Origin of the sequence: Campylobacter concisus, from assembly GCF_015229965.1 — a bacterium.
In the GTDB taxonomy this organism is placed as follows: domain Bacteria; phylum Campylobacterota; class Campylobacteria; order Campylobacterales; family Campylobacteraceae; genus Campylobacter_A; species Campylobacter_A concisus_BD.
The window spans coordinates 12,304-39,259 of the sequence record NZ_JAAKZB010000004.1; the positions used below are offsets into that span (position 1 = coordinate 12,304).

General features: G+C 40.5%; 20 protein-coding genes. 9 read left to right on the top strand and 11 right to left on the bottom strand.

Annotated features, from left to right (window positions below):
• The first annotated feature begins 11 nt into the window (after positions 1-11).
• The 4 genes from G6W43_RS02730 to G6W43_RS02745 are packed head-to-tail and all read left to right on the top strand — an operon-like array spanning position 12 to position 2,630.
• Positions 12-257 (top strand): RNA-binding S4 domain-containing protein, encoded by a 246-nt coding sequence (locus G6W43_RS02730; protein ID WP_002940508.1) that lies wholly within the window; start codon positions 12-14, stop codon positions 255-257.
• Positions 257-655 (top strand): tRNA (adenosine(37)-N6)-threonylcarbamoyltransferase complex ATPase subunit type 1 TsaE, encoded by a 399-nt coding sequence (tsaE, locus tag G6W43_RS02735; protein ID WP_103572319.1) that lies wholly within the window; start codon positions 257-259, stop codon positions 653-655. The genes G6W43_RS02730 and tsaE overlap by 1 nt, the downstream gene beginning before the upstream one ends.
• Positions 648-1,376, top strand: a complete 729-nt coding sequence (lptB, locus tag G6W43_RS02740; protein WP_009293825.1) for an LPS export ABC transporter ATP-binding protein — start codon at positions 648-650, stop codon at positions 1,374-1,376. The genes tsaE and lptB overlap by 8 nt, the downstream gene beginning before the upstream one ends.
• 3 nt (positions 1,377-1,379) lie before the next feature.
• The gene (locus tag G6W43_RS02745) at positions 1,380-2,630 is read left to right on the top strand and encodes an RNA polymerase factor sigma-54 (RefSeq protein WP_242039986.1); all 1,251 of its coding nucleotides are present in this window, start codon (positions 1,380-1,382) and stop codon (positions 2,628-2,630) included.
• On the opposite strand, the gene G6W43_RS02750 is transcribed toward G6W43_RS02745, so the two are convergent.
• Positions 2,631-3,389, bottom strand: a complete 759-nt coding sequence (locus G6W43_RS02750) for a hypothetical protein (RefSeq protein WP_194169089.1) — start codon at positions 3,387-3,389, stop codon at positions 2,631-2,633.
• Positions 3,390-3,506: 117 nt separating this feature from the next.
• Here G6W43_RS02750 and G6W43_RS02755 point away from each other — a divergent pair, with 117 nt between their 5' ends.
• Positions 3,507-4,241 (top strand): imidazole glycerol phosphate synthase, encoded by a 735-nt coding sequence (locus G6W43_RS02755; protein ID WP_194169090.1) that lies wholly within the window; start codon positions 3,507-3,509, stop codon positions 4,239-4,241.
• Here the strand turns inward: G6W43_RS02755 and murG are convergent.
• Positions 4,233-5,255, bottom strand: coding sequence for an undecaprenyldiphospho-muramoylpentapeptide beta-N-acetylglucosaminyltransferase (gene murG, locus G6W43_RS02760; protein ID WP_194169091.1), 1,023 nt, complete (start codon positions 5,253-5,255; stop codon positions 4,233-4,235). The genes G6W43_RS02755 and murG overlap by 9 nt on opposite strands.
• Positions 5,252-6,412, bottom strand: coding sequence for an FtsW/RodA/SpoVE family cell cycle protein (locus G6W43_RS02765; RefSeq protein WP_009293817.1), 1,161 nt, complete (start codon positions 6,410-6,412; stop codon positions 5,252-5,254). The genes murG and G6W43_RS02765 overlap by 4 nt, the downstream gene beginning before the upstream one ends.
• Before the next feature lie 91 nt (positions 6,413-6,503).
• Between G6W43_RS02765 and murI the strand changes: the two genes are divergently transcribed.
• Positions 6,504-7,292 carry a glutamate racemase gene (murI, locus tag G6W43_RS02770; RefSeq protein WP_194169092.1) on the top strand — a complete coding sequence of 263 codons (789 nt, stop codon included), beginning with the start codon at positions 6,504-6,506 and terminating at the stop codon, positions 7,290-7,292.
• Positions 7,293-7,361: 69 nt separating this feature from the next.
• On the opposite strand, the gene G6W43_RS02775 is transcribed toward murI, so the two are convergent.
• From G6W43_RS02775 to pbpC, 8 genes are all read right to left on the bottom strand, one after another.
• Positions 7,362-7,952, bottom strand: a complete 591-nt coding sequence (locus tag G6W43_RS02775; protein ID WP_048809816.1) for a DedA family protein — start codon at positions 7,950-7,952, stop codon at positions 7,362-7,364.
• 158 nt (positions 7,953-8,110) lie between these two features.
• Positions 8,111-8,890 carry a MetQ/NlpA family ABC transporter substrate-binding protein gene (locus G6W43_RS02780; protein ID WP_021089150.1) on the bottom strand — a complete coding sequence of 260 codons (780 nt, stop codon included), beginning with the start codon at positions 8,888-8,890 and terminating at the stop codon, positions 8,111-8,113.
• A gap of 76 nt (positions 8,891-8,966) precedes the next feature.
• On the bottom strand, positions 8,967-9,749 hold the full coding sequence (locus G6W43_RS02785; RefSeq protein WP_087581668.1) for a MetQ/NlpA family ABC transporter substrate-binding protein: 783 nt from the start codon (positions 9,747-9,749) through the stop codon (positions 8,967-8,969).
• Positions 9,750-10,007: 258 nt separating this feature from the next.
• Positions 10,008-10,682, bottom strand: coding sequence for a methionine ABC transporter permease (locus G6W43_RS02790; RefSeq protein WP_148824734.1), 675 nt, complete (start codon positions 10,680-10,682; stop codon positions 10,008-10,010).
• Entirely contained in the window at positions 10,682-11,638 is a 957-nt protein-coding gene (locus tag G6W43_RS02795; protein ID WP_103617568.1) for a methionine ABC transporter ATP-binding protein, read from the bottom strand. The genes G6W43_RS02790 and G6W43_RS02795 overlap by 1 nt, the downstream gene beginning before the upstream one ends.
• On the bottom strand, positions 11,638-14,262 hold the full coding sequence (locus G6W43_RS02800; protein WP_194169093.1) for a valine--tRNA ligase: 2,625 nt from the start codon (positions 14,260-14,262) through the stop codon (positions 11,638-11,640). Before G6W43_RS02800 ends, G6W43_RS02795 begins: the two co-directional genes overlap by 1 nt.
• Positions 14,263-14,383: 121 nt before the next feature.
• On the bottom strand, positions 14,384-19,507 hold the full coding sequence (locus G6W43_RS02805; RefSeq protein ID WP_194169094.1) for an alpha-2-macroglobulin family protein: 5,124 nt from the start codon (positions 19,505-19,507) through the stop codon (positions 14,384-14,386).
• A gap of 1 nt (position 19,508) precedes the next feature.
• Complete coding sequence (gene pbpC, locus G6W43_RS02810) at positions 19,509-21,677, bottom strand: penicillin-binding protein 1C (protein WP_194169095.1); 2,169 nt, start codon at positions 21,675-21,677, stop codon at positions 19,509-19,511.
• A 65-nt stretch (positions 21,678-21,742) separates the two neighbouring features.
• On the opposite strand from pbpC, the gene G6W43_RS02815 reads away from it, so the two are divergent.
• The 3 genes from G6W43_RS02815 to G6W43_RS02825 are packed head-to-tail and all read left to right on the top strand — an operon-like array spanning position 21,743 to position 26,955.
• Positions 21,743-23,776, top strand: a complete 2,034-nt coding sequence (locus tag G6W43_RS02815) for an ATP-dependent helicase (RefSeq protein WP_194169096.1) — start codon at positions 21,743-21,745, stop codon at positions 23,774-23,776.
• 53 nt (positions 23,777-23,829) lie between these two features.
• Positions 23,830-25,026, top strand: coding sequence for an efflux RND transporter periplasmic adaptor subunit (locus G6W43_RS02820; protein WP_194169097.1), 1,197 nt, complete (start codon positions 23,830-23,832; stop codon positions 25,024-25,026).
• Positions 25,027-26,955 (top strand): MacB family efflux pump subunit, encoded by a 1,929-nt coding sequence (locus tag G6W43_RS02825; RefSeq protein ID WP_103611988.1) that lies wholly within the window; start codon positions 25,027-25,029, stop codon positions 26,953-26,955.
• Position 26,956: the final 1 nt, after the last annotated feature.

Here is a 26,956-nt window from a genome sequence, read left to right on the forward strand (position 1 = left end):
AAATCCGCCGCATGAGAGTAGATAAATTTTTAAACGTAGTAAATATCACCAAAAGGCGTGCCGTTAGCGAAGATATGTGTAAAAGCGGCGTTGTGAGCATAAACGGCGTGCAGGCAAAAGCGGCAAAAGATGTAAAGATCGGCGACGTTATCACTATCAAATTTCTAGCTCGCGAGGCGAGATACGAGGTGCTAGCGATCCCGACTACAAAAAGCATACCAAAAAGCGCTCAAAGCGAATATGTAAAAGAGCTTTGATGGTTTTTGAGCTTTTAGAAAATGAGCTTGATCGGCTTGTGCGGGTGCTGCCAAAAAGTGGCGTGGTGCTACTAAGTGGCGATCTAGCAAGTGGCAAAACAACGCTTGTAAAGGCGATCATCAAGGCTCATGGCATAGATGAGAGCGTGACGTCGCCAACATTTTCTTTAATGCAAATTTATGGTAAAGATATCTACCACTACGACATTTACCAGATCGGATTTGACGGGATGGCAAAAAACGGCCTTTTTGAAAATTTATTTGAAGAGGGGCTTCATCTAGTAGAGTGGGGCGATGAAAATTTAGAAAAAGCCCTAAAGAAAAACGGCGAGAGCTATACATTAGTAAAAATTTCTCCTAGCAAAAATGGCAGAAAATACGAGGTTATAAGTGCATAAACTAGAAGTAAAAGATCTAAAAAAGACGATTAAAAAAAGTGAGATCATAAAAGGCATATCTTTAGAGGTAAATAGTGGCGAAGTCGTGGGGCTTCTTGGGCCAAATGGCGCTGGAAAGACGACTACTTTTTATATGATCTGTGGGCTCATCTCGCCAACTAGCGGAGATGTCTTTTTAAATGACGAAAAGATCACAAACGTCCCACTTCACAAAAGAGCGCACCTTGGTATTGGCTATTTGCCGCAAGAATCAAGCATATTTAAAGAGCTAAGCGTAGAAGAAAATTTGCTCCTTGGGGCTGAAATTTTAAATCAAAGCAAAGAAGAGATCTCTAAAAGAGTAAATGAGATGCTAAATATGCTAAACATCGAGCCTATCCGCCTAAGAAAGGGCGTTAGTCTAAGTGGCGGCGAGCGCAGACGCTGTGAGATCGCTAGAAGCCTCATCATAAAACCAAAATTTTTGCTGCTTGATGAGCCATTTGCAGGCGTCGATCCTATCGCAGTTAGCGACATCCAAAGCATAGTTAGAGACCTTAAAAAGCTAGGTATCGGCGTTTTGATAACTGACCACAACGTCCGTGAGACGCTAGCCATTTGCGACAGAGCCTATGTCATCAAAGATGGCTCGCTGCTAGCAAGCGGCAGTGCGAGCGAAGTGGCAAACAACAAGCTCGTTAGAACGCACTATCTTGGCGAAGAATTTAAGCTACTTGAGTAGATGATGCTAAGGCAAAAGCAAACTTTAGCGCCAAAGATCAAACTAAACCAAACGCTAAGAAGCTGGCTTCCTATCCTTCAAAGCGGGCTTGATGAGCTAAAAGAGACGCTTGAGCCTTTTATAAAAGAAAATCCATTTGCCACGATCGAACACAAAAATTTAGAAAAAAGCGATAAAAAGCGAAATTTTTTCGAGCAGGTTAGCAAAAACTCGGTTAGCGAGAGCATCGAGGCTTTAAGTATCTATAAAGAAAGCCTCTATGAAAAGCTCGTTAGCCAGATAAATCCACCACTTTTCCCCACACAAAAGTCCCAAGATATCGCATATAAGATCATCGAGTGCTTGGATGATGAGGGCTATTTTTCTTATGATGATGAAATTTTTGCGGGTTTTAATGAGGGTGAAGTGGAGCGAGTTAGAGCGAGATTTGCCTACCTTGAGCCCTGTGGCGTGGGCGCAAAGGATGTTAAAGAGAGTTTTTTGTTTCAGCTAAGCGAGGCAGAGGCAAGTGAAGAGATCATAGAGTGCGCAAAAAAGATCATCTTAAATTTTGAAAATATAGAGAAGCTTAGAAAGCTTAAATTTTACGACGACGCGCTAAAGATCATAAAGAAATTTAAAAATCCCCCAGCCATTGAGTATCTAGAAGAGGCGAACCAAAAGGCCCCTGACATCTTCGTGCTAAGCACAAGTAGCGGCATAAGCGTGCAGATAAATGACGAGTACTATCCTGAAATTTCTATCGACACCGAGGGACTAGACGAGAAAGAGGCCTTTGTAAGCTCGCGCATAAAAGAGGCAAGCGAGCTCATAGACGCCCTTGAGATGAGAAAGGCGACGCTTTATAAGATAGGGCTCATGATAGTTGAGTATCAGTATGACTACTTTTTGGGTGGCGACATAAAGCCTATGAAACTAAAAGACCTAGCAGACGAGCTTGGACGCAACCCTTCAACCATCTCAAGAGCGATCGCGAACAAATATCTAAGCTCTCCAAGAGGCACGGTCGCACTTAAAAATTTCTTCGCTACTGGCTTTGACGAAGAGACTTCAAACGCTGCGATAAAGGAATTTTTGCTAGAGCTTATCAAAAATGAAGATCATAAAAAGCCTCTTTCTGATCTAAAAATCCAAGAGCTCATTCAAGCTAAATTTAACATCCAAATCGTTCGCCGAACCATCACCAAATACCGCAAAATTCTAAACATCGGCAGCTCAAGCCAGCGAAAAAAGATCTATCATATAAACGGCTAGCTACCACTCATTTATGGCAAAAAGAGTGGCTTTATGCATCTGCGTAAAAAGCTCACTACTAAGCTCATCATACTCTTTGCCTCGTCTTTTATGCTGCGCCAATCCTGCTGCGTCGTCGTTCCAAGAGCCCATGCCACCAAAGACATCAGCCGCACTTGCCGCAGTAAAAAGGGCTAAATTTAGCTTTGGCATAAGTGGCGCGTTTAGGACATTTTGCTCTATATTTTCTGGCTCATTTAGCGCTTTTAGCCCTTTTCTAAAGCAGTCACCAAAATTTTCACACTCTATCTCATCTGCAAATTTAGTGATCTTGGTTAGGATATCTTTAAATTCCAAAGTGTTATCACTAAATTTTTGAATTTCTGGCGTGCCATCTAGACTAAATTCTTTATAGACTATGTCCCAGCCTCTTTTATCTTCTTCAAAGCTCCAGTGCGGCACGAAGTAGCTCATCTTATCTTTATAGATGCAAAGGATTGACTTGTGGCTTACATTTGAAAAGCCTTGTAGCGAGCGCTCCTTTGATGAAACCGTCAAATTTGTAGCAAATTTCACATCGCTTAGCCCAAGCTTTTTGGCATGCTTAAACCACTCATTTATGCTAGTTTGCTCTCTTTTTTCTGGGTCATCCTCCAAAATATAGTCAAAAACTAGGCTTTTTATATATTTTTCGCCTTTGTAGTTTAACTCTAAATTTGACCTTAGAGCTTGCTTTATGGAGGCTACGATAATGCAAGCGTTAAAAACTTCACCATTCATTTTTGCTCCTTTTTTGAGATATTTTATTAAAAGAAGCATAAATTTATACCTTTGAGGATTGCAAGCGAAAACTTCAGCTTTTTATAGTAAAATAGCCAAAAATTTCAAAGAGGCAAAATGGATTTTAATGAGATTGATAAGCTGATAAGCACGCTTAAGAAAAACTTGGAAGTTATCGAAAACAACGGCGTTGTCGAGCCTGAAACAAAGATCGATGCGCTCACTTTTAATAAAAATGTCGAAGAGATCAAAAAAAGACTTTATAGCACAACAGACGAGGGCAGTTTTTTTAAAAATGTCTTTAATACTGAAGATTACTACGAAAACATTAGCTCATACCTCGAGCAGACAAACAAAAGTTTATATTACAAGATAGAAAAGGCTGGCGTGAGCCTAAAGACTAATCAAAATTTGCAAGAGAGCCTGACAAGCATCTCAAACATCATGCAAATTTTAGTCGCTGAGTATCAGATACAAAATAAAAAAAAGAAAAAGAGTATCTTCTCAAGAAGTGGCGACACAGCGATGATAAGAGGGCTACTTGCAGAGCTAATGGAATTGCAAAATAGGATGAATAAAATTTTACATCTCGACTCTCAAATCGTCTCAAACGTAGTTTTGGAAAATTTTAAAACTATCTACACATTTTTTTATAACTGCATAAGAGTGGCAAAACAAAGGGGTGACGAGCTACTTTTGGTTGAGATCGCAGGCATCACAGATAGGATCATCGAGATGATAAAGCCAGTGCTTTCAGGCAAGAGCCTAAAGACAAACGAGCTTATCTACCACTACCTTATTTACGAGCTACGAGAGCTAAAAGCCTACGCCATAGGCGAAGATCTAGCTTAAAATTTTATCCATTATCTCTTTTGCTCCGTTTGGCAAAAGGATATCTTTTAGAGCTTTGCTGCTTTTGCTTAGATCAAAGCTCTCGATCATTTTTATGACTTCATCTTTGTCTAAAATTTCGCCATTTTGCAGGCAAATTTCAGCTATGCCTTTATCTTTTAGAAATTTAGCGTTATAAAACTGGTGATTGCCAGCGGCATAAGGAAATGGCACAAAGATAGATGGCAGGGCGTTTGCGCAAAGCTCCCAAAGTGAGCTAGCTCCAGCTCTTGATATAGCAAGATCAGCCTCACTCATCTTCTTTTCTATCTCTTTGCTAAAGTCAAAAATTTCTAAATTTGCCTCGCTAAAGCCAAGCTCATCATATCTCTTTTTAAGCTCATCAAGGGCGTTTTTGCCGCATTGATGAATGATCTTTATCCGTTTTTCTTTAAGATATGGGGCTAAATTTATAGCTAGCTCATTTATAGCTTTTGCGCCTTGTGAGCCACCTAAAAATAGTATCGTTTTTAGCTCGCTTCTAACTCTTTGGCTTTCAAAAAATTTATTTGCCACAGGGTAAGGGCAGGGCGAGAGCTCATCATAAGAGCTAAAAAAGCCCTTTGCGTATGGCTTTAAAATTTTATTTAGCTTGCCAGTTACGGCATTTTGCTCATGGATGAAAAGCGGTGTTTTTGAGATGATGGCCGCTATGGCTGCTGGCGCTGCTGAGTAGCCTCCCACGCTGATGACTGCTTTAACGCCATTTTCTTTAAAAATTTGCCTGCATTTTAGAGCTAGGCTTATGATATTTGTTAGTGATTTTAGCTTGGCAAGACCTCTTTTATTTACTACGCCACTGCTTGGTAAGAAAAATTTTTTTGCAAATTTATCATCATTTTCAAACCAAAATTTATCCTGACCGCTAGTTGAGCCGATAAAAATTGGCTTTATGCCTCGTCTATTTAACTCCTCGCAAAAGCTTCTAGCGATCGCTAAATGCCCACCAGTGCCGCCACCACAAATAACTATCATAGTTTCGCCTTTTTACTAACCATCAAGACCATGCCGATGCCGATGCATATAGCAAGCACGGAGCTACCGCCATAGCTAAGAAATGGCACAGCGATACCTTTTATCGGCGTGATCGATGTGATGCCGTAGCTATTCATCAAAAACGAAAATGACAAGATAAGACCGATACCAAGCGAGAATAGGTGATAGACCTTGTTTTCGCTCCTAGCTGAAATTCTAAATATCCTATAAAGTAGCGTGATAAAGATCGCTGTGATGCATAAAATGCCAAAAACACCGACCTCTTCAGCTATGCCAGCTAGCACGAAGTCAGTATGTACCTCACTTAAAAAGCCAAGCTTAAATATCCCTGCTCCAAGCCCCTCGCCAAAAAACTCGCCGTGTTTAATTGCATTTAGTGAGTGAGAAATTTGATATGGCTCTGGTGCGTCTGCCACTCTAAGCACGTTTGCCACGCTATCTGGCAAGAAAGAGAGAACCATGTTTTGTATCGTGCCCCACCATGACTTTATACGCAAAATTCTGTGCTCAGAGCTAACGATCGCCACCGTCATGACAAAGGCAGCGCCCAAGATACCGATACCAAAGAGCCTAACACTAGCCCCTGCAAAAAGCGCCATCGTCACAAAAGTAAGTGCCAAAACTACAACCTGACCAAGGTCGTTTTGCATAACGGCAATAAGAAAGATAGCGATACCAAAAAGAATGATATAAGGCAAAAGTATCTTTAGCTCAGCCATCAAAGTCCTCTTGCCGTCGCTAAATTTTCTAGTAAAGCTCCACGCCAAAAAATAGACAAAACCGACTTTGAAAAACTCAACAGGCGCAAGTGAGAAGCCAGGCAGTCTGATCCAGCGTCTAGCACCTCCAGAGTCAGTCACCATAGAAGCTGGCAAGGCGTGCATGAGCCCCATAGCGATACCACACGAGATAAGCAGCCCAAAGCCTATCCAAACAAGCGCTTTGTCGGGATTTAGCCTAGAGAGCCACCACATGAGAAAAATTCCTATGCAGCCGACTGCAAACTGGCGGATAAAAAAGTGAAATTCGTCGTAATTAAAAAATAAAACTGTAAAAACTGGCAAAGATAGTGAAAAAATGATGCTTATAGCGATCAAAGTCGCGCAAAGATAGAAAATAACCTTATCAACTGCCAAATTTAGCTCCAACTTTAAAATGAGCCAAAGTATAATAAAAAACGGCTTACAAAGATATTATTTGCTATAATTGCAGGCTTTAAGGATGGGCATGAGGATAGGTATATTTGACTCGGGGCTTGGCGGACTTAGCGTCTTAAACGAAGCTTTAAGCAAGCTTAGCGAGCATGAATTTTTATATTATGCGGACGTGAAAAATGTCCCATACGGACAAAAGAGCAGAGATGAAATTTTAAAATTTAGCTTTGATGCGGTGAAATTTCTTGTCAAAAATGGCGCAAAAGCTGTTGTGGTAGCGTGCAATACTGCAACAAGCGTGGCGATAAAAGAGCTTAGAGCAAATTTAAGCGTGCCTATCATAGGCATGGAGCCAGCTGTAAAAAAGGCTCACGATCTAAGCCATGATGATGCCCTAAAAACGCTTGTCATCGCCACTCCAGTCACCGTAAATGGCGCAAAACTAAAAGAGCTAATCATAAATTTAAACGCAAAAGATAAAACCGAGCTGTTAGCTCTGCCTAGGCTTGTAAATTTTGCTGAAAAGGCTGAGTTTGAGAGTGAAAACGTGAAGTCATATCTAAAAGATGAGCTAGCTAAATTTGATCTAAGTAAATTTGACTTTTTAGTGCTTGGCTGCACGCATTTTAACTATTTCAAAGATAGCTTAAGAGAAATTTTGACTCCAAATGTAAGTATAATAGACGGCAACGAAGGGACGGTAAAGCGCCTTATAAGCGAGCTTGGACTTAAAATTTCAAATGCAAATTTAACTCCAAATGTGAAATTTTTTTACTCTGGTGAGGAGGTTTGCGAGCAAAGCGAGCTAGAGAAAATTTCAAGAAATTTAGCTCGCCTAGAAAAAATGAGAGCGATTAGCTAGGCTAAATTTAGCTAGAAATTTGAGCCAAATTTAGCAAAATACATTAAATTTTATGTATGTTTATATGTATTATCTCTTTCTTTGCTTTAATATATAGATAGCACTTATCATCGCGACCACTGCCAAAAGAGCAATCGTGATCGTTAGAAGCGTCTGTTTGTCAGGATTTGAGCCTAGAAAGTAGCCAACTCCAAGCAAAACCGCGCACCAAATCCCAGCGCCAAGCGTGGTAAATAGGCAAAATCTAAAAATGTTCATCTTAGCAAGCCCAGCTGGCAGGCTGATATACTGACGAATTCCAGGGATGAGGCGTGAGTTAAATGTTGAAATTTCGCCATGTTTATTAAAAAATGCTTCAAATTTATCCATCTTTTCATGAGTGATGCCTACAAATTTGCCGTATTTTAAGACGATCTCTCGTCCAAAAAAGTAGCAAAGATAGTAGTTAAAAATGGCCCCAAGAAGGCTACCAAGCGTGCCTGAGATAAAAGCAAGCGCTAAGCTCATCTCGCCTTTGTGAGCTAGATATCCAGCTGGTATCATCGCCACTTCGCTTGGAAATGGAAAAAATGAGCTCTCTAAAAACATCATCACAAATATGCCAACATACCCCCAGCTGCTCACGCTTGAGACTATAAAATCAATAATGTCATGTAGCATTTTTACTCCAAAATTTATCTTAAAGTGAGGCATTGTAGCAAAGCTTTATTTACTAATAGTAACTAACAAAAGCGATAAATTTTAAAAAAGATAGTTAAAACGAAAAGCTATAAGGTTTAAATTTAAAGGCAAAAGTAGGGCGAAAGCTCGCCCCGTTTTTAAAATGCAGGTATAACCTCGCCTTTGTAGCGAGTGATGATGAAATTTTTAGTATCAGGGCTAAGCACCGCATCGACTAAAGCTTTGATCTTAGGATTGTTCTCGTTGCCAGCTCTTGTGACGATGATGTTGGCGTAAGGGCTGTTGGCGTCTTCAAGCAAAAGTGCGTCTTTTGCCACGCTCATGCCAAGGTCAAGGACGAAATTTGTGCTAATAGCAGCGATATCGACATCATCAAGCGTTCTTGGTATCTGAGCGCCTTCTAGCTCAACAAATTGTAAATTTTTAGGGTTTTTAGTTATGTCATTTACAGTTGCAACTTTTACGTTTTTATCGATCTCTATAAGACCAGCTTTTTCTAAAATTCTAAGCGCTCTGTTGCCATTTGATGGGTCGTAAGCGATCGCTACTTTTGCGCCATCTTTTAGATCTTTTATGTTTTTTATCTTTTTAGAGTAAAAGCCAAGTGGCTCGACATGGACATTTGCAACGCTTACAAGATGCAGGCCTCTAGCCTTGTTTTGCTCCTCAAGATATGGCAAATGCTGAAAGAAATTTGCGTCTAAGCTGCCATCTTCTGTGGCGACATTTGGTATTGAATAGTCTGAAATTTCAGAGATAACAAGATCATAGCCTTTATCTTTTAGCTTTGGTTTTACAAATTCTAAAATTTCAGCGTGTGGCACTGGTGAGACGCCAACAATGATAGTGTGGTCCTTGTCGGCTGCGTGAAGGCTTAGAGCAACTAAAGATGCGGTTAAAAGTTTGATAAATTTCATTGTTTTTCCTTTTTTGATTTGATTTGAAGCGACGCTAAAAAGGTAAAAGCTTTTACGTCGCTTTTTATAAATTTAATTAAAACGCTGGGATGATAGCGCCGTTATATTTTGTCTCGATAAATTTCTTAACTTCTGGTGAGTTGATCGCTTTATCAAGGGCTTTAGTTTTAGGGCTGTTCTCGTTGCCAGCTTTAACAACTACGTAGTTTACGTATGGGCTATCTTTGCTCTCGATCACAAGCGCGTCTTTTGTTGGATTGAGATTTGCATTTAGCGCGTAGTTTGTGTTGATAACTGCGATGGTAACGTCATCAAGCGTTCTTGGCACTTGAGCAGTCTCGATCTCTTCAAATTTAAGTTTTTTAGGGTTATCAACTATATCAAGCGGAGTTTTTAGTGGGTTGTTGTTTAGCTTGATAAGTCCAGCACTTGCTATGATGTCAAGTGCGCGGCTCTCGTTTGTTGGGTCATTTGGGATAGAAACCACTGCGCCATCTTTTAGCTCTTTTATGTCTTTGATCTTTTTAGAATAAACGCCCATTGGCTCGAGGTGCACGCCAACTGTTTTTACAAGGTGAGTGCCTTTGTTTTTGTTAAATTCTTCAAGATATGGGATGTGTTGAAAGAAGTTTGCGTCAAGGTCGCCGTCCTCTGTCGCAAGGTTTGGCGTGGTGTAGTCATTAAATTCTTTGATCTCAAGTGTGTAGCCATCTTTTGCCAAAATAGGCTTTACAACCTCTAAAATTTCAGCATGTGGGATAGGTGTAGCACCGACGATTATTGTTTTTGACTTGTCAGCAGCATTTGCGCTAACGCTAAGGCCTAGGGCAACTAAAGAGGTAAGAAGTAGTTTTTTCATTTATTATCCTTTTTTAAAATTTGCCAAGCACCAAAAAAGGATAAATTTAAGCTAGAAGGTTAAATTTCTTTTTAAGCGCTTAAGCTAGTTCTAAGCACTTAAAAAGAAATTCTGTGCTTAGAGATTAGTCTTTCGACGACGCGTTTTTTAGTAGGCGGCACATCTGGCACATATCTGATTTCATCTTTTGTCCTTTCAGCTAAAATTAATTTGGCAATTTTAAAGAAAAAAGCTTAAAATCAGATAAAAAATGTGGCCTTATTTTTTTGAAATTTTATAGAGATAGTTGCCTAAAACTTGAAAAATTTGAACCATTATGATAAGAATAACCACGGTATAGAGCATGATATCTGGGCGAAATCTTTGGTATCCGTAGTTTATAGCAACAGATCCTAGTCCGCCACCGCCAACTGCGCCAGCCATCGCTGAAAAGCCGATATTTACGATAAGCGTTAGCGTAAATGCCGAGATGATACCAGGAAGCGCCTCTACAAACATCACGCGAAAGATGATCTGAAATTTCGAGCTACCAAAGCTTTGAGCAGCTTCAATGATGCCTCTATCAACCTCTTTTAAAGCATTTTCAATGAGCCTTGCCACAAACGGAGCCGCGCCAATAGTTAGCGGAACGATCGCAGCTGTGGTGCCGATGCTTGTGCCTACGATCATTTTTGTGACAGGAAAGAGCACGATGATCAAAATGATAAACGGAAAGCTTCTAAGCACGTTTATAACGATATCAAGTACAAAATAAAGCTGCTTGTTTGGTTTTAGCCCGTCTTTGTCTGAAAGTATTAGCAAAACCGCAGGTATGAGGCCTATGGCAAAGGCGAGCAGGGTAGAGACTATGCTCATATATAGTGTTTCGCCGATAGCTGGTAAAAGTATCCTAGAAAAAACATCTGGAAATTTAGAAAAGTCAATACCAAACATCAAGCAACCTCCCACAAAACGCCACTTTGCTTGATATAGTTAAGCACGTTTTCTTTATCTTTTTCATCTATGTTTATGACAAGCGAGCCAAGGACGTTGTCGTTTAGCTTTTCAAGCTTGCCCCAGACTATGTTAAAGTCGATATTTAGGCTTCTTGCCATGTGTGTGATCACGCTGTTTTGAGCCACTTCTTTTGGGAAAAATAGCCTGATATTTGTGCCAGTGCTTGGCAAAATTTCAACTTCACCCAAAAACTCTTTCATCTTCTCATCTGGCTTTAAAAATAGCTCTTCAATGCTTCCAGAGCCTATGATCTTGCCGCCTTCTAACAAAATCGCTCGTTTTGCGATCGATTTTACGACCTCCATCTCGTGCGTGACGATGATGACGCTGATGTCTAGCTCTTTGTTTATCTTTTCAAGCAGCTCTAAAATTTGATTTGTCGTGTTTGGATCAAGAGCCGAAGTCGCCTCGTCACTTAGTAAAATTTTAGGATTTAAAGCAAGCGCTCTAGCGATCGCCACACGCTGTTTTTGACCGCCACTTAGCTCACTTGGATAGCTTTTTGCCTTGTTTTCAAGACCAACTAAATTTAAAAGCTCTCTCACTCTTTTTTCGGTCTCATCGCTTTTATATCCCCAAAATTTAAGTGGAGTGGCGACGTTTTCAAAGACGTTTTTTCTAGCCATTAATGCAAAATGCTGAAATATCATCCCAACATCTCGCCTTAAATGTCTCTGCTGTGTCTCATCTAAATTTTTTATCTCTTGATCAAAGACTTTTAAGCTGCCACCTTGATAGCTCTCAAGCCCATTTATGCACCTTAAAAGCGTTGATTTACCAGCACCGCTGTGTCCCACGATAGCAAAAATTTCACCTTTTGCAACCTCTAAATTTACATCAAAAAGGATCTGCGTACCGCCATAAAATTTGGTTAAATTTTCTATTTTTATCACTATTTTTCTCCAAGAGCCTCTAGCTCTTCGCATACTTTTTTAAATTTAGCCTCAGCGCTCTGCAGAGCCTCTTTGTTCGTCTCTATGACCTCTTTTGGTGCGTTTGCAACGAAATTTTGGTTATTTAACATGCCAGAGAGTTTGGCTATCTCTTTTTCAAGCTTTGTCTTTTGAGACCTTAGCCTTGTGATGATACCGCTCATATCAAGCCCTTCAAGCGGGACAAATGCCTCTAAATTTTCGCTCACATCTCTGATAGAATTTTCGATTTTCTCATCTACAAAGCCTATTTCTTCGCATTTTGCAAGCAGCTTGATATACTCTTTAACCTCGTCAAGATCTATTTTTTCGTTAAATTTAACAAAGGCTTTTGCGATCTTTGAGTTGCCAAGATCTATGGTCGCTTTTGCACGGCGAATAGCCACGATCGCTTCGATAACTAGCTCAAATTTATTCTCAACATCTAAATTTCGCTCTTTTACCTCTGGATAGCTCATCACCATTATTGATTTTGCATTTTCAAGCTGTGTGCCGCTAAGCTCTTGAAATAGATACTCTGAAAGAAACGGCATGAAAGGATTTAGCAGTTTCATCGCCTCTTTAAATATACTTCCAAGCTCTTTTACACTCGCTTTGTCAGCCTTGCTAAGCTCGATGCCCCAGTCACAAAACTCATCCCAAAGGAATTTATAAAGTGTGTTTGCAGCGTCATTGAAGCGATAGGCGTCGATGTTTTCGCGCACCTCTCTCACGCACTCGTTAAAGCGGCTATTCATATAAATTCCAAGCTTTGTTTCAAGCTTGATATCCTCTAAATTTGCAAATTTGCTCTCATTTAGCATGAGGTATTTGCTCGCGTTATAAAGCTTGTTGGTGAAATTTCTTACCTGCTTCATCTTAGCGTCACTTAGCTTGATATCGCGTCCTTGAACGGCTAGAAGCGTTAGTGTAAAGCGCAAGATATCGGCGCTATACTCATTTATGCTATCAAGTGGGTCGATGACGTTACCAAGGCTTTTACTCATCTTTCTGCCAAACTCATCTTTTACAAGCGCGTGCAGATAAATGTCGTCAAACGGCAGCTTACCAAGGGCATTTTCACCCTGAAACATCATCCTAGCAACCCAGAAAAATAGTATATCAAAGCCAGTGATGAGAAGGTTGTTTGGGTAAAATTCAGCCAAATCGCCTTCAAACCATTTTTCATTTTTTAGCTCATTTTCATTGCCCCAGCCAAGCGTGCTAAATGGCCAAAGACCAGAGCTAAACCACGTATCTAGCACGTCTGGGTCTTGGTGGATGTTTTTACTTTTGCACTTTTTGCACTCGCACGGCTCTCCCTCGTCAGCCCACATATGACCGCACTCATCACAGTAAAATACTGGAATTTGGTGTCCCCACCAAAGCTGGCGTGAGATACACCAGTCTCTTAGCTCTCTCATCCACGCGTTAAAGCTGTTTATCCAGTGCGGCGGGTAAAATTTAGCAAGACCCTCTGAGACCTTTTGTATCGCCTCGTCTGCGATCTCTTTTTTTACAAACCACTGCTTTGAGATGTATGGCTCGACGACGTTTTTGCAGCGGTAGCAGTATCCCACTTGGTTTTCGTAGTCCTCTATCTTTTCAACATTGCCAAGTTTTTCAAGCTCGGCTACTACGATATCTCTAGCTTCAAGTCTCTCAAGACCTGCAAATTTATCGCACTTGTCGTTTAAGATACCCTTTTCATCAAATACGGTGATAAACTCAAGGTTGTGTTTTTTGCCAACTTCGTAGTCGTTTTGATCGTGCGCAGGCGTGACCTTAACAAGGCCTGTTCCAAACTCCATATCAACGTGCTCGTCTGCGATGATCTCGATCTCTCTATTTATGATAGGTAGCACAACTTTTTTGCCGATTAAATTTTTATAGCGCTCGTCGTTTGGATTTACCATTACCGCCGTATCACCAAAGTAAGTTTCAGGTCTGGTGGTCGCAACAACAACAAATTCGCTTGGCTTGTCTGCAAAGTAGTATCTCAAATGATAAAGCTTGCCTTTGTTCTCCTTGTGCTCGACCTCGATGTCAGAGAGTGCGCCATCATGTGTACACCAGTTTATCATGTAGTTTTTCTGGACTATTAGCCCTTTGTCATATAAATTTACAAAGGCTTTTTTCACAGCTTTTCTTAAGCCCTCATCCATAGTAAATCTCTGGCGTGACCAAGCCGGAGTGATGCCAAGCTTTCGCATCTGATGGACTATCATACCGCCGCTTTTTTCCTTCCACTCCCACACTTTTTCTACAAATTTCTCACGGCCAAGCTCTTCTTTTTTGATCCCTTGTGCTAGTAGCTGCTTTTCAACGACGTTTTGAGTAGCGATACCAGCGTGATCAAGCCCTGGCTGCCAAAGTGTCTTGTAGCCGTCCATCCTCTTGTAGCGAGTCATGATATCTTGAAGTGTGAAGGTCAGGGCGTGTCCGATGTGAAGCGAGCCAGTCACGTTTGGAGGTGGCATCATAATGCAAAATTTACGTCCATCTTTTTGGATATCTTTGTTTGCGTCTATCTCGAAGTATCCGCGTTCTTCCCAAATTTTATAAAATTTATCTTCTATCTCTTTTGCATTGTAAAATTCTGCCACTTTTCTCTCCTCAGTTTCGTTTAAAAAATGCTTAATGTTATCTAAAATTTGTTTAAAAAAATCTTTGCAAAAGTGGGAAAATATGGGCTTGGGGCGGTTAAACGCCCCGAAGTTTAAATAGCTATTTGACAGTAAAGCTTCGCTGAGCTAAGTCGTAGTCGTTTTGTCTTTCGTTATACATATTTTCAGTTGTGACTGCGCCAAGCGAGCATTTACCGCCAAGTCTTACGCGGTAAGGTGTGTAAAGCACGGCATCTTTTTCGTCGCCACCTAGCGTGTAAAAGCTTAACACGCGGTCATCTTTTATGCTTTTATACTCTACTTGTAAGCTATTTTTTAAGCTCTTTGTAAAATTACTTAAATTTTCATTTATCGGCTCAAAGCAGCTGCTTACGATCTCGTTTATAACGCCATTTTTAACCATTGTTTTTGAGTTTATCACCACTTTTGAGTAGATGACGTCATTTACTTTTAGGCTGTCAAGACCCAGCTCTTTGCCTTTTTCATCGACAAAAACGCGGTAGATGTCAAGCTCTTTTGGCTCGATTTTGTGTTTGATCTCAAGTGGTAAGTAAGCGTAGCTTAAGATAGTCGCATAAAGCTTATTTGAGCCTAGTGGAGTGATGCTAAATTCGCCATTTTTTGTAGTAAAAGAGGTGCTTAAAAGGCCGTCAAATTCTTTACTTTCGCCGTTATAGCTAAGCTTAAATTTATTATTTTTCTCGCCGCTATCTTTGCCAAAGTAGGCATTTAGCGCTCTTAGCGTAAATGCACGCTCTTGCGTTGAGCTTAGCTCATTTAAATTTACTATCAAGAAATTTGCAAGGTCGTCTGAGTAGTCGTTTTTCTCAAAGTATTTTGCGTGCAGATATAAGATAAATGCGTTATCTCTTACTTTTGAGCTAAAATCAGATGCATTTTCTTCGCTTGTTTTAGCATTTTTGATATCTTTTAGCGCGACCTTTGCCTCGTCATTTAGGCCGTTTAGCTTTAGGGCTGCTGCCATTAGGTATTTACTTAGTGCTGTTTTGTTGTAGGCTTTGTCGTCATAAATTTTATTTAAGATTGATCTATCGGCCATATTTGCACGTGAGCTTACATAAAGAGCGTAAAGCGCCTCTAAATCGTTGTTTGCATATTTTAAGAGCGAATTTAGAGCATTTTGTTTGACACCTTTACTTACATCATATCCAGCCTCACTAAGGTCAAGAAGCACATCTGTTGCAAAGATGCTTGCAAATGCATTTGTCTCGCCTAGATCGCTCCAGTAGCCAAAGCTGCCGTCTGGTTTTTGCATCTTGACTAGCTCATCTATGCCGCTTGCGATAAATCTCTTTTTATCGCTTTTTTCAAGCTCATCTCTTGGTTTTAAATTTAAAAGCGCAAGCAGTCTTGAGCTCCTTTGCTCTGCACATCCATAAGGATACTCTACTAAATTTTTAGAAGCTGCCAAAAGCACGCTTGAGACCGAGCTTGACGCATCAATGCTCACATCGTGGTAGCCTTTTGGTAGTGAAATTTTACTATCTTTGTCAAAGACGCTGCTCTTTGCGTAGGTGCTGATCGTATAAGGGCTAACAACGTCTAGTAAATTTTGAAGCGTTTTTGAGCCATTTTTGTCGCTTATTGTGACATTGTATTCGCCAGCACCTGTTTCAAAGGCTGAAATTTTAAGCACAAATGCCTTATTTTCAAATGGCTTTAGGTTAGCATTTTCTTGCGTTTTGATGTTTAAATTTTTACTTGATGCTACATTTATAGTAAGGTTTTTGTCGGCATTTGTCGTATTTATAAGCCTTAAGTTTGCGCTTAATTCATCGCCTTTTAAAAGATATATCAAAGCACTTGGCTTAATGATCACATCATCTTTTACTTTTATCTCGCTATTTACGGCGTTCATTGCAGTTGCGTCATTTGCCACAGCATCTACTCTAATGGCGCCGTTAAAGCCATTTGGCGTTTTAAACTCGTATGAAATTTCGCCTTTGTCGTCTGCTTGAAGGCTCACTAAATTTGCAAAAGTTTTTACATTTTTGCTATCAACTGGGCTTGCGTGCTTTGCCATTTTTGCAGCCACAGCCATCGCTGCAGCATCACCGCCAAAGCTTAATGTTTTACCCTCGACCTTGTAGTTTGTAAGCATATTATAGATATCGTAGTCAAAGACGCCATCAGGTAAAATTTTGTCAAAAAACTTAAGCGGATCGGCTGGTTTTTGTGAAGTGATATCAAGCACGCCAACATCTGTGATAAATAAATTGACATAAGCTTTTGGCTTTGTTTTTAGTGAAATTTTGATATTTTCATCGCTCTTTGCGCTTTTTGGCGCTTCTAAGCTAAGCTCTATCTTTCTTGAAGATTTATCGCCGTTTGCATAGACCTTGCCGTAGGTTCTAAACGGAGTTAGTCCAGCGTCAGTCATGCGGTAGATATTTGCGCTCACGTAAAGGCCATTAAAGTCAAAGTCAAGTTTAAATTTAACGTTTGCTGAGTTGTTTTTGATCTTGACGACCTTGTAGGCTTTAACCCCTGCGTCTTCAAGCGTGACAAGTGCGATGCCTTCTTTTATAGCTGAGCTTATGTCTGCGCTTAGTTCGTCGCCTTTTTTATAGACGCTTTTGTTTAGCTTTATCTGAGACTTGCTAAGCTCTTTTGTAGGCGCTAGTGTTGAGTAGTTGTAGCCGCTTACGTCGATGTCTAGGCTCGTGCTCGCGCCACTTACTAAATTTGTAGCAGTGATGACGTATGAGCCACTTTGCGTAAATTTATAGCTAAACTCGCCACTATTTTTATAAAAGCTATCCACATCTTCAAGCGTTTGGATCCATTTTATATAGCCGTTTGCGTCCCTTTGATACTGCCATGTGACACGTTTTATATCAAATTTCAAATTTGACTTCACTGCCTTTTGGCTTGGCATATCAACAACGACTGTTCTTATCTTTACATCTTCGTTTGGATCAGCAAATGCCGTGCTAGCAGCGATGCCAACCATATCTTTATAAGGATAGAGTGTAAAGCTTTTTGCGTCACTTACGTTTTTGCCATCGTCATTTATGTTGAAATTTATGACGCCTTTTATGATAGAAGGTGCATTTTTGGTGTTAAAGCTAAGATCTATCATCTGGCTTGATTTGCCATCTTTTGAAAGAGCTAGATCATTTTCTATGCTTGGATAAGCAGCCGCTTTTAGGGTGTCATTTTTAAATTTATACTCTTTAAATTCACTATTTTTGTATTCATCATCAAAGAAGCTAACCTGCATACTGCCAGCTAGGTCGCTAGCTGCTCCGCCAAAGAGATAGCTACTTGTTAAATTTACCTTTACTAGTTCGTTTGCAAAGAATTTATCCGCGTCTATGGCTATGTCATTTTTTATCTTGTTTGGCACGAAGCTCTCGACATAAAATGGCACGCTTGCTATCACCTTGCTAGCGTAGATTATCTGCATGTTAAATCTACCGCTTAGATCGCTTAAAATTTCTTTTTCAAAATTTATCATGCCAACATCATTTGTATTTTGCGTGATCTGGGCGCTACTTTTGCCTTGCGGATCGATAAATTTGATCTTAACTGGCATATTTTTAAGCGGGTTAAAGTCCCTATCTCTTAGATAAATAGCTCCTTTTAAGCTCTCGTTTGGCCTTATGATATTTGAGGCAAAATGCGTGTAAGCATCGATGCTCTCGCTTGGATTTTGGCTGATGAGCTTTGCCTCATTTAGCGCTTCGCCATCTTTTATGATGAGGAAATTTTGCTCCTTGCCAAGTGAGACAACTACTGATGAGATCTCTTTGTAGATATCTTTTTTGTTAAATTTAAAGACGCCAACGTCATTTGTCGCGCCAACTGCGATTTCTTCGTTTCTTTTGCCATAAATTTTTACATTTGCGTTTGGCAGCATTGTGTTTTCGCCAAGGCGGTTTGCAAAGACGAAAATTTCATCCTTGCCAAGCTTTGCATTTATGGCGATGTCGCTTAGATAGACGACCTTTGAGACGCTCTTATCTTTGCCGTAGTTTAAGCTTATCTTATAAATTCCGTCTCCTGCTCCTGCAAAGTCTAGCTTGATCTTATTTAGTGAAATTTCGTTTAATGCACCCTCTAGCTTGTAGCTTTTGCTTGCTACTTTTGAGCTAAAATTGCTTAGATCTTCGCTATTGTCGTTGAAATTTAAAAAGTATCTAAAATTTTGATCGCTTAACTTTTCAACGCTCACATTGAGCTCAGGTAAATTTGCACTTCTAATGCCAATCTCCCCGACACTTGAGATATATGGCTCTTCATTTGTGAAATTTGCAAATGGAGTGAAGTTGCTAGCGACCACCTCGTAGGTTTTAGCCTCTCTTACGACATTTCTATCATCTCCAAAGCCCGGTTTTATCGTGATCTCGTAGCTATTTTGCGGTTTAAACTCATCGCTTGTGATATCGATGTAATAATCATACCCCTCAAGCTCAGAATTTGGCGCGCCATTTTCATCGTCATTTTTATATGCCACGTCGCTTATGCCAAAGCTTTTTACGCCTTTTATCTTTATAAATTTCTTTAGATTATTATCATCGCTTAGCCACTCTTTTAGATAAATTCTAAATGCCAAGATACCGTTATCAAGGCTTGTTGGATAAATTTTGGCTATCTCAAAGCTTTTAGCTTCAGCGTTTATATTTACGCTCTCATCGCTTGCTTGCTCACTAAATTTCACCACGCTATCGCCTGCTAGCTTAGCGCCAAATTTACTCTCAAAATTTTCTCCAAGATCAAAAGTAGGCTCGCTTATATTTTTATCAAGATCAAGCTCAAAGCTGTTTTGAGAGAGTTGCAAGGCATTAAAGCTTGCACCTTTTACGGCTATTTTTTTCACAAGCTCATCACTAACTTCGTCATTAAATTTAAGGATAAATTTGCTATCAGAGAGCTTTTCTATCTTCTCAAGCGCAAATTCTTTCGTCTCAAAGCTAGCGCTGCTGCCATTTTCAAGCTTACAGCTATACTCTACGCCTGCGTGCATATCTTTTGTAAAAAGCGTAAGGCTTTGAGCGTTAAATTTCACCGTGCCACTTAGCGCTGGCTCGCACGAAATAAGCTTTTTCTCGCTTAGTGTGCCTATGAGATTTTTGCTAACATCATCTTCTAGTCCAAATTCCACGCTTAAAGGCGACTTTACCTCGGCGGTGCCATTTAGACTTAAAGCATATAAATTTACTGCTCCTAAAAGTGCTAGAAGTAGCGCTTTTTGCTGCATTTTATCTCCTTAGTTTTATTGTTATTTCACTTTGATTTGAGTTTTGATCAAGGCATTTTAAAGTGTGCTCGCCAAGAGTTAGATCTAGCCTTTTTTCACTTGCATTTTCTATCTTAGAAAAGTTCAAATCATCCACTTTTAAGTAAATTTCATCACCTAAAAACGCGTAGCATTTTAGCATAATTTGTGTTACATTTTCATCTGTCACGATCTCTTCGCCGTTATACGGATAGGCAAAAACTGGCTTTTTATCTTTAAAAACTTCAGCGCAAGGGCTATTTTTGACCTCGTCTTTGTCTAAAAAGCCATTTTTTATCAAAAACTCAAGCTCCTCGCCTCTTAAACTCTCGCATTTATCTTGCAGTTTAACTCCAACTATCCTATCATCAAGCGCCGTTTTTTTGCACGTCTCATAGCTAAAAGCATCAAGGCAGGTCGGCACTTTTTCGATGCCCTCTGGCTCGCTCATAAAGCTTAAATTTCTTTTTTGAGCGATAAGTTTAAACATATCAAAAACGATCTTTGAGACGTCATTTAGCCCAGTTAGTTTGTCAGTTTTTTCGGCGTTAAAGTTGCCCACCCAGACGGCTATTGTGTAGTCTTCATCAACTCCTATGGCGTAAAGATCGCGTGAGTTTGCACTTGTGCCTGTTTTAAAGGCGATTTTTGGCGTGTTTTGCGCGTATTGCCAAGCATTTTTTAGATACGACCTTGAGGCCTCGCTCATCATTTTGGCGGTTAGATATGCACTTTGAGGCGAGATGAGGGTTATGTTTTTGTCTTCATTTTTGTAGTTTTTACCCGCAAACTCAAGTGGCCTATAAACCCCGCCATTTGCGTATATCGTATAAAGATGCGCAAGATCAATCAGGCTCATCTCAGCGCTGCCTAAAACTATCGAAGAGCCGTAAAACTCCTTGTTTTCATCAACTAAATTTACCTTTTCAAGCAGCTCATAAAGCGAGTTATCTTTTAGCTTTAAGTCTAAATTTATAACTGGGATATTGAGGCTAAAATTTAGAGCGTCCTTTGCGCTTACAAGCCCCAAAAAGTCGTTACTAAAGTTCTTTGGCACATATTCATTTATATAAATTTGCGTGTCAATTAGCTGCGAGTTTGGCGTGATAAGCCCGCTATCAAGGGCTAGCGAGTAGATAAAAGGCTTTAGCGTGCTGCCGGTGTTTCGCTTCATATTTAGGGCTGAGTTTTTGCCATCACGTGCGTACTCATCGTGCGAGCCGATAAAGGCAACAACGCTCATTTTTTTATTGTCTATCACCACGGCTGCGGCGTTATTTGCATTTTTAGCCTTTAGCGAAAACATCGCGTCTTTTAAAATTTTAAGCATATCTTTTTGTAAATTTAGATCCAAGCTTGCCTTTGAAATTTGGTTTTTAAAAGCGACATTTGCGTAGTCGCTAGCATTTACGACAGCTCTTATCCTTACATTTTTAAATGGCTCAGCTTGAGCTCTTTTAAAGGCGCTAAGGTCGATTAAATTTGCCTTGTAAAGCATCTTTATGACCCTGTTTTTTAGGGCGTTTATGTTTGAGACGCGGTCAAGTCTATTTTTATTTGGATTTTTTGGTATTGTGCTTAAAAGTGCCGCCTGAGCGTAGCTAAGCTCGTTTAGCTCTTTGCCAAAGTAAAAAAAACTTGCCGCCTTTGCACCCTCGATATTGCCACCATATGGGGCTAAATTTAGGTATAAATTTAAAATTTCATCCTTGCTAAAGTGAAGCTCGAGCTGAAATGCTCTAAAAATTTCTCTTATCTTATTTTTATAGCTCCTATCACTTGGCTCAAGCATTCTTGCCACTTGCATCGTGATAGTGCTAGCTCCTATGCGGTTGTCGCTTCTTAGGTTGTGAAAAAATGCTCTAAAAATGGAGGCAAAATTTACGCCAAAATGGTAGTAAAAGTACCTATCTTCAAAGAGAATGACGCATTGTTTTAGCGAGTTTGGGAAGCTTTGCTCGTGAAATCTCCAAATTCCATCGCTACTAAGCTTCATATTTATGATCTCGCCATTTTTATCAAGTAAAATTTTGGCTTCATCTTTTTTAAGCGCGTCTAAATTTAGTGGATAAATTTGATCAAGTATCAAAAAAATAGTAACCATTAGAGCCAAAAATAGGGCAAGGAATTTTAAAAATTTAAACTTTTTCATCGGCGTGATTATAGCTGTTAAAGTTTAAGTAGCTATAATTAGGCCTTTTTAAAAAAGAGGAAACAATGCCCTTATCTAGGTTAAACAAAGAACAATACACCGCCGCAACTGCGCCATTTGGACACAATCTCATCATTGCTTCAGCTGGCACTGGCAAGACTAGCACGATTGTCGCTCGCATCGCTCATCTTTTAAATTTAGGCGTAAAGCCAGAGAAAATTTTGCTTCTAACATTTACCAACAAAGCAGCCAGCGAGATGATAGAGCGCTTAAATAGGTATTTTGACAAGCAAATCACCTCCAAAATCACCGCAGGCACCTTTCACTCGGTCTCATTTTCGCTTTTAAAAAGCCTTGATAAAGGCGTCACGCTAAAGCAGCCAAGCGAGCTAAAGACGCTTTTAAAAAGTCTTGTTGAGAGGCGTAAATTTTACCATTTAAGCGACGTCAAACCTTACGGCGGAGCCTATCTATACGATCTTTACTCGCTCTTTCAAAATAGCGAACAAGGCACAACTTTTGGCAAATGGATAAGTGAGAAGAGTGAAGAGCAGGGCGTTTATGCTGAAATTTATGAAGATGTTTTAGAGGAGTTTGAGGCTGAAAAGACTAAATTTTCTTACGCTGATTTTAACGACCTTCTTATCAAAATGCGCGACGAGCTAAAAAAGGGGGCAAATTTAGTTTATGATGAAATTTTGATCGATGAGTATCAAGACACAAATACTCTTCAAGGCAGCCTCATAGACGCATTTAAGACAAAGAGCCTCTTTTGCGTGGGCGATTTTGACCAGAGTATCTACGCATTTAACGGCGCAAATATCGAGATAATAGGCTCATTTAAAGATCGCTTCCCAAATGCAAATATCTACGCTTTAAATGTAAATTACCGCTCAAGCTCAAGCATACTTGCCCTTGCAAACAAGGTCATAAATAACAATCCAAGGCTTTATGAAAAGCACCTAACCGTGAGCCGTGAGGGAAATTTCAAGCCTCCAAGGCTACTTGTCTATAACGAACTTTTTGACCAGTATCAAAATATCGCCGACATCATCTCGTTTTCGCCATTTAATAGAGAAAATATCGCCATAATTTTTAGAAATAACTCATCAGCGGACGGCATCGAGGTCGCGCTAAAAGAGCGAGGCATCGGCTCAAAGCGAAAGGGCGGGGTGAGCTTCTTTGAGAGCCGCGAGATCAAAGCGCTCATCGACATCATGGGAATTTATGTCAATCCAAAAGATATAATGGCATTTATCCACATCTGCGAATACGCAAAAGGCGTTGGCAGCGCAGTTAGCAAAGAAATTTTTGACGCACTGCTTAAGCTTGGGCATGGAAATTTGATAAAAGGGATAGTTGAGCCAGATGAGAGCGTAAATATCTCATCAAACAAAAGGCGAAACTACCAGCTAGGCCTTTTTGATGACCTTGATGAATTTGCCGAGGTTTCAAGGTTTTCTAAGCTTGGCTTTAGCGATAAATTTCTAGGACACCCTGTGCTAAAACTACAAAAGCTAAGCGAGAGTGGGGCGCAGTTTTTATATGAAATTTACAACTTTTTACGAGGCATGAGAAATATCTCAAAGCCAGCCACGATGATAAATGAGATAAAAACTAGCAAAATTTACTCGTTAATCGTCGAAAACATCAGCACAAAAAGGGCAACTCTAAAAAATGGCAATGTTGATCTGGCGCTCAAAGAAGAGGTCAAAGAACGCATAATGGCAAAGAGCGTGGTGCTAAGCGAGCTAGCTAAAAAGTATCAAGATATCAGTAAATTTTACAACTTCTTAGCCCTTGGAAGCAACGAGATGAGCGAAGGGCAGGGCGTTAGCTTGCTTAGCGTGCATGCGAGCAAGGGGCTTGAGTTTGACCAAGTTTTCATCGTCGATCTCGCGCAAAACCGCTTTCCAAATTTAAAGCTAATGAGCATGGGCGGCAGCTTAGAAGAAGAGAGGCGGCTCTTTTACGTAGCAGTTACCAGAGCAAAAGATGAGCTCTATCTAAGTTATGCAAAATACGACAAGATAAAGAAGGTAAATTATCAGCCAAGCAGGTTTTTGATAGAGGCTGGCATGGCAAAAGAGGAAGCTTAAAGAGTGTTTACTCTTGTGAAGTAGAATTTACCAATTTTTTACAAAGAGAAGCGATGAAAAAAACTAAAATTTTAATAATCCTGCTTATTTTAGGCGTCGGCGGATACTTCGTCTATGATAAATTTTTTAAGGTAAAAGAAGAAGAGGTGGAGTTTATCACCAAAAAGGCAAAGAAGGGCTCATTTAACAAAAAGGTCGATGCGACTGGAGAGATTTTCGCTACCGAGCTAATCGACGTGGGAGCTCAGGTGAGCGGTCAGATAAAAAAGCTATATGTTAAGCTTGGAGATCAGGTAAAAAAGGGCGATATGATCGCAAGTATCGATAGCTCGACCCAGCAAAATAGCATAGACAATAAAGAGGCTCAGCTTGCTATCTACAAAGCCCAGCTTGAAAGCGCAAAAGTGGCTCTAAATATCGCCAAAACGCAGTTTGATAGAGAAAACGCGCTCTTTTCTAAAAACGCCACCTCAAAGCAAGAATTTGAAAGCGCAAAAAACACATATAGTGCAAATAGCGCAAAGATAAAAGAGCTTGAAGCTCAGATCAAGCAGACAAATATCGAGCTAAGCACCGCTAAGATAAATTTAGGCTACACAAAGATCACCGCTCCAAGAGATGGCACGGTTGTAAGCGTGCAGGTTGAGGAGGGCCAGACTGTAAATGCCAACCAAACTACGCCAACTATCGTAAATATCGCTGATCTTAGCCATGTAAAGATGAAGATGCAAATAGCAGAGGGCGATATCACAAAGATCAAAGTCGGCACGCCAGTTGAGTACTCGATCCTCTCTGAGCCAACGAAGAAATTTCAAACGACTGTTAGCTCGATCGATCCTGGGCTTACCACACTAAGTGATGGCAGCTACGGCTCAAGCAGCAGCAGTAAGTCTTCATATTCGAGTAGCTCTAGCAGCAGCTCGGCGGTTTATTACTACGCGCAAAGCATCGTTGATAATAAAGATGGAATTTTAAGAATAGGCATGACCACACAAAACGAGCTTTTAATAGCAAACGTCGAGGGCGCCATCATCGTGCCAAGCATCGGCATCAAAAAAGATGAAAACGGCACTTTTGTCTATGTGCTAAAAGATGGTAAGCCAGTAAAAACAGCGGTCAAAACTGGCATAAAAGATAACCTCGATACGCAGATCATTAGCGGCATAAACGAGAATGACGAGATCATCACATCTCAAGGCTCATCAAGCGAGATCGCCAAGATGATCGCAAAAGAACATAAGAAGTTTTAAGTGATAAGCCTAAAAAACATCACCAAAAGCTTTAAGCTAGGTGACAATGAGATAGAGATCCTGCATGGCATAAATTTAGAGATAAAAAAGGGCGAGTTTATAGCCATCATCGGTCAGTCTGGCTCTGGTAAATCAACCCTGATGAACATCCTTGGCTGCTTAGACAGCCCAAGTGGCGGGCAGTATCTGCTTGATGGCAAAGATATATCAAAATTTGATAGCGACGCCCTTGCCAAGCTTAGAAGGGATAAATTTGGCTTTATATTTCAAAGATACAACCTGCTTAGCACGATGAATGCCCTTGAAAACGTAGCGCTGCCAAGCATCTACGCAGGGGCAAACAAGAGCGAGCGAGAGAAAAGAGCTAATGAGCTTCTTGGCTCGCTTGGACTTAGCGAAAAAGCGAAAAATTTACCAAATAAACTCTCAGGCGGACAACAGCAAAGGGTCTCCATAGCAAGGGCGCTGATGAATGGTGGTGAGATCATCTTAGCAGACGAGCCAACTGGCGCGCTTGATAGCAAAAGTGGTCTAAGGGTGATGGAAATTTTAGTTGATCTTTACAAAAAAGGCCACACCATCATCATCGTCACGCACGACCCAAAGATCGCAGAGTATGCGAGTAGGGTGATCGAGATAAAAGATGGCAACATCGTAAGCGACAATGTCAAAAATAGCAAAATTTATGAAGCAAGCAAGCAAACTCAGCCGGAAAAGAGCAAATTTACCTACTATAAAGACCAGCTAATAGAGAGCTTTAAAATGTCGGTAAATGCGATGCTAGCACACAAACTAAGATCGCTTTTAACGATGCTTGGCATTATTATAGGTATCACCGCGGTAATTAGCGTCGTTGCCCTTGGCAAAGGCTCGCAGGAGCAAATTTTAGCTGGTATCAGAAAGATCGGCACAAACACGATCGACATCATGCCAGGTAAAGGCTTTGGCGATATGCTCTCAGGCAAGGTAAAAACGCTCTCCATAAGCGATGCAAACATGCTTGCCAAGCAGTCCTTTTTAGACTCAGTCACGCCAAATACAAGCACTTCAGGCGTGCTAACCTATGAAAATATCTCGCTAAGTGCGAGCCTAAAAGGTGGCGGGGTAGGGAGCTTTGATGTAAATGGGCTAAAGCTAGAAGAGGGCAGAATTTACGATGATGACGAGGTTTTAAACTCAGCTTCAGTCGCGCTAATCGATCAAAACACCAAAAATAGCATCTTTAAAAATGATGATCCTATCGGCAAGATCATACTTTTTAACAAAAAGCCACTTCGCATTATCGGCGTTTTGCAAAAGGATGATTTTAAGATGGGCGATTCAAGCACGCTTAAAATTTACGCCCCATACACGACCGTGCTAAACAAGGTCACTGGAGATAAATTTATAAGCTCGGTCACCGTCAAAGTAAATGAGGGCGTCAATGCGCAAATCGCCGAAAAAACACTAACCGAGCTTTTAGAGATCAAGCACGGCAAAAAGGATTTTTTTACAAGAAACTCAGACAGCATCAAGCAAACGATCGAAGAGACCATCTCGACCATGCGCCTGCTCATCTCAAGCATCGCCGTCGTCTCGCTCGTAGTTGGTGGCATAGGCGTCATGAACATCATGCTAGTCTCAGTCACCGAGCGCACCAAAGAGATAGGCATAAAAATGGCGATCGGAGCTAGACAGAGCAACATCTTGCAGCAGTTTTTGATAGAGGCGGTGCTACTTTGCCTTATCGGCGGAGCCATCGGCATCGTCCTATCCTACGCTATCGGCTACATCTTTAACAACTTCTTAAACGGCTTTAGCATGATCTTTTCAAACGGCTCGATCGTGCTTGCACTTGTCACATCGATGGCGATTGGCATCATCTTTGGCTACATGCCTGCCAAAAACGCCTCAAAACTAAATCCAATAGATGCGCTTTCAAGGGAGTAAT

Coding starts and splice junctions, on each gene's coding strand:
- G6W43_RS02730 (WP_002940508.1), top strand. CDS start 12: ATGAGAGTAGATAAATTTTTAAACGTAGTAAATATCACCAAAAGGCGT.
- tsaE (WP_103572319.1), top strand. CDS start 257: ATGGTTTTTGAGCTTTTAGAAAATGAGCTTGATCGGCTTGTGCGGGTG.
- G6W43_RS02745 (WP_242039986.1), top strand. CDS start 1,380: ATGCTAAGGCAAAAGCAAACTTTAGCGCCAAAGATCAAACTAAACCAA.
- G6W43_RS02750 (WP_194169089.1), bottom strand. CDS start 3,389: ATGAATGGTGAAGTTTTTAACGCTTGCATTATCGTAGCCTCCATAAAG.
- G6W43_RS02755 (WP_194169090.1), top strand. CDS start 3,507: ATGGATTTTAATGAGATTGATAAGCTGATAAGCACGCTTAAGAAAAAC.
- murG (WP_194169091.1), bottom strand. CDS start 5,255: ATGATAGTTATTTGTGGTGGCGGCACTGGTGGGCATTTAGCGATCGCT.
- murI (WP_194169092.1), top strand. CDS start 6,504: ATGAGGATAGGTATATTTGACTCGGGGCTTGGCGGACTTAGCGTCTTA.
- G6W43_RS02775 (WP_048809816.1), bottom strand. CDS start 7,952: ATGCTACATGACATTATTGATTTTATAGTCTCAAGCGTGAGCAGCTGG.
- G6W43_RS02780 (WP_021089150.1), bottom strand. CDS start 8,890: ATGAAATTTATCAAACTTTTAACCGCATCTTTAGTTGCTCTAAGCCTT.
- G6W43_RS02785 (WP_087581668.1), bottom strand. CDS start 9,749: ATGAAAAAACTACTTCTTACCTCTTTAGTTGCCCTAGGCCTTAGCGTT.
- G6W43_RS02790 (WP_148824734.1), bottom strand. CDS start 10,682: ATGTTTGGTATTGACTTTTCTAAATTTCCAGATGTTTTTTCTAGGATA.
- G6W43_RS02805 (WP_194169094.1), bottom strand. CDS start 19,507: ATGCAGCAAAAAGCGCTACTTCTAGCACTTTTAGGAGCAGTAAATTTA.
- pbpC (WP_194169095.1), bottom strand. CDS start 21,677: ATGAAAAAGTTTAAATTTTTAAAATTCCTTGCCCTATTTTTGGCTCTA.
- G6W43_RS02815 (WP_194169096.1), top strand. CDS start 21,743: ATGCCCTTATCTAGGTTAAACAAAGAACAATACACCGCCGCAACTGCG.
- G6W43_RS02820 (WP_194169097.1), top strand. CDS start 23,830: ATGAAAAAAACTAAAATTTTAATAATCCTGCTTATTTTAGGCGTCGGC.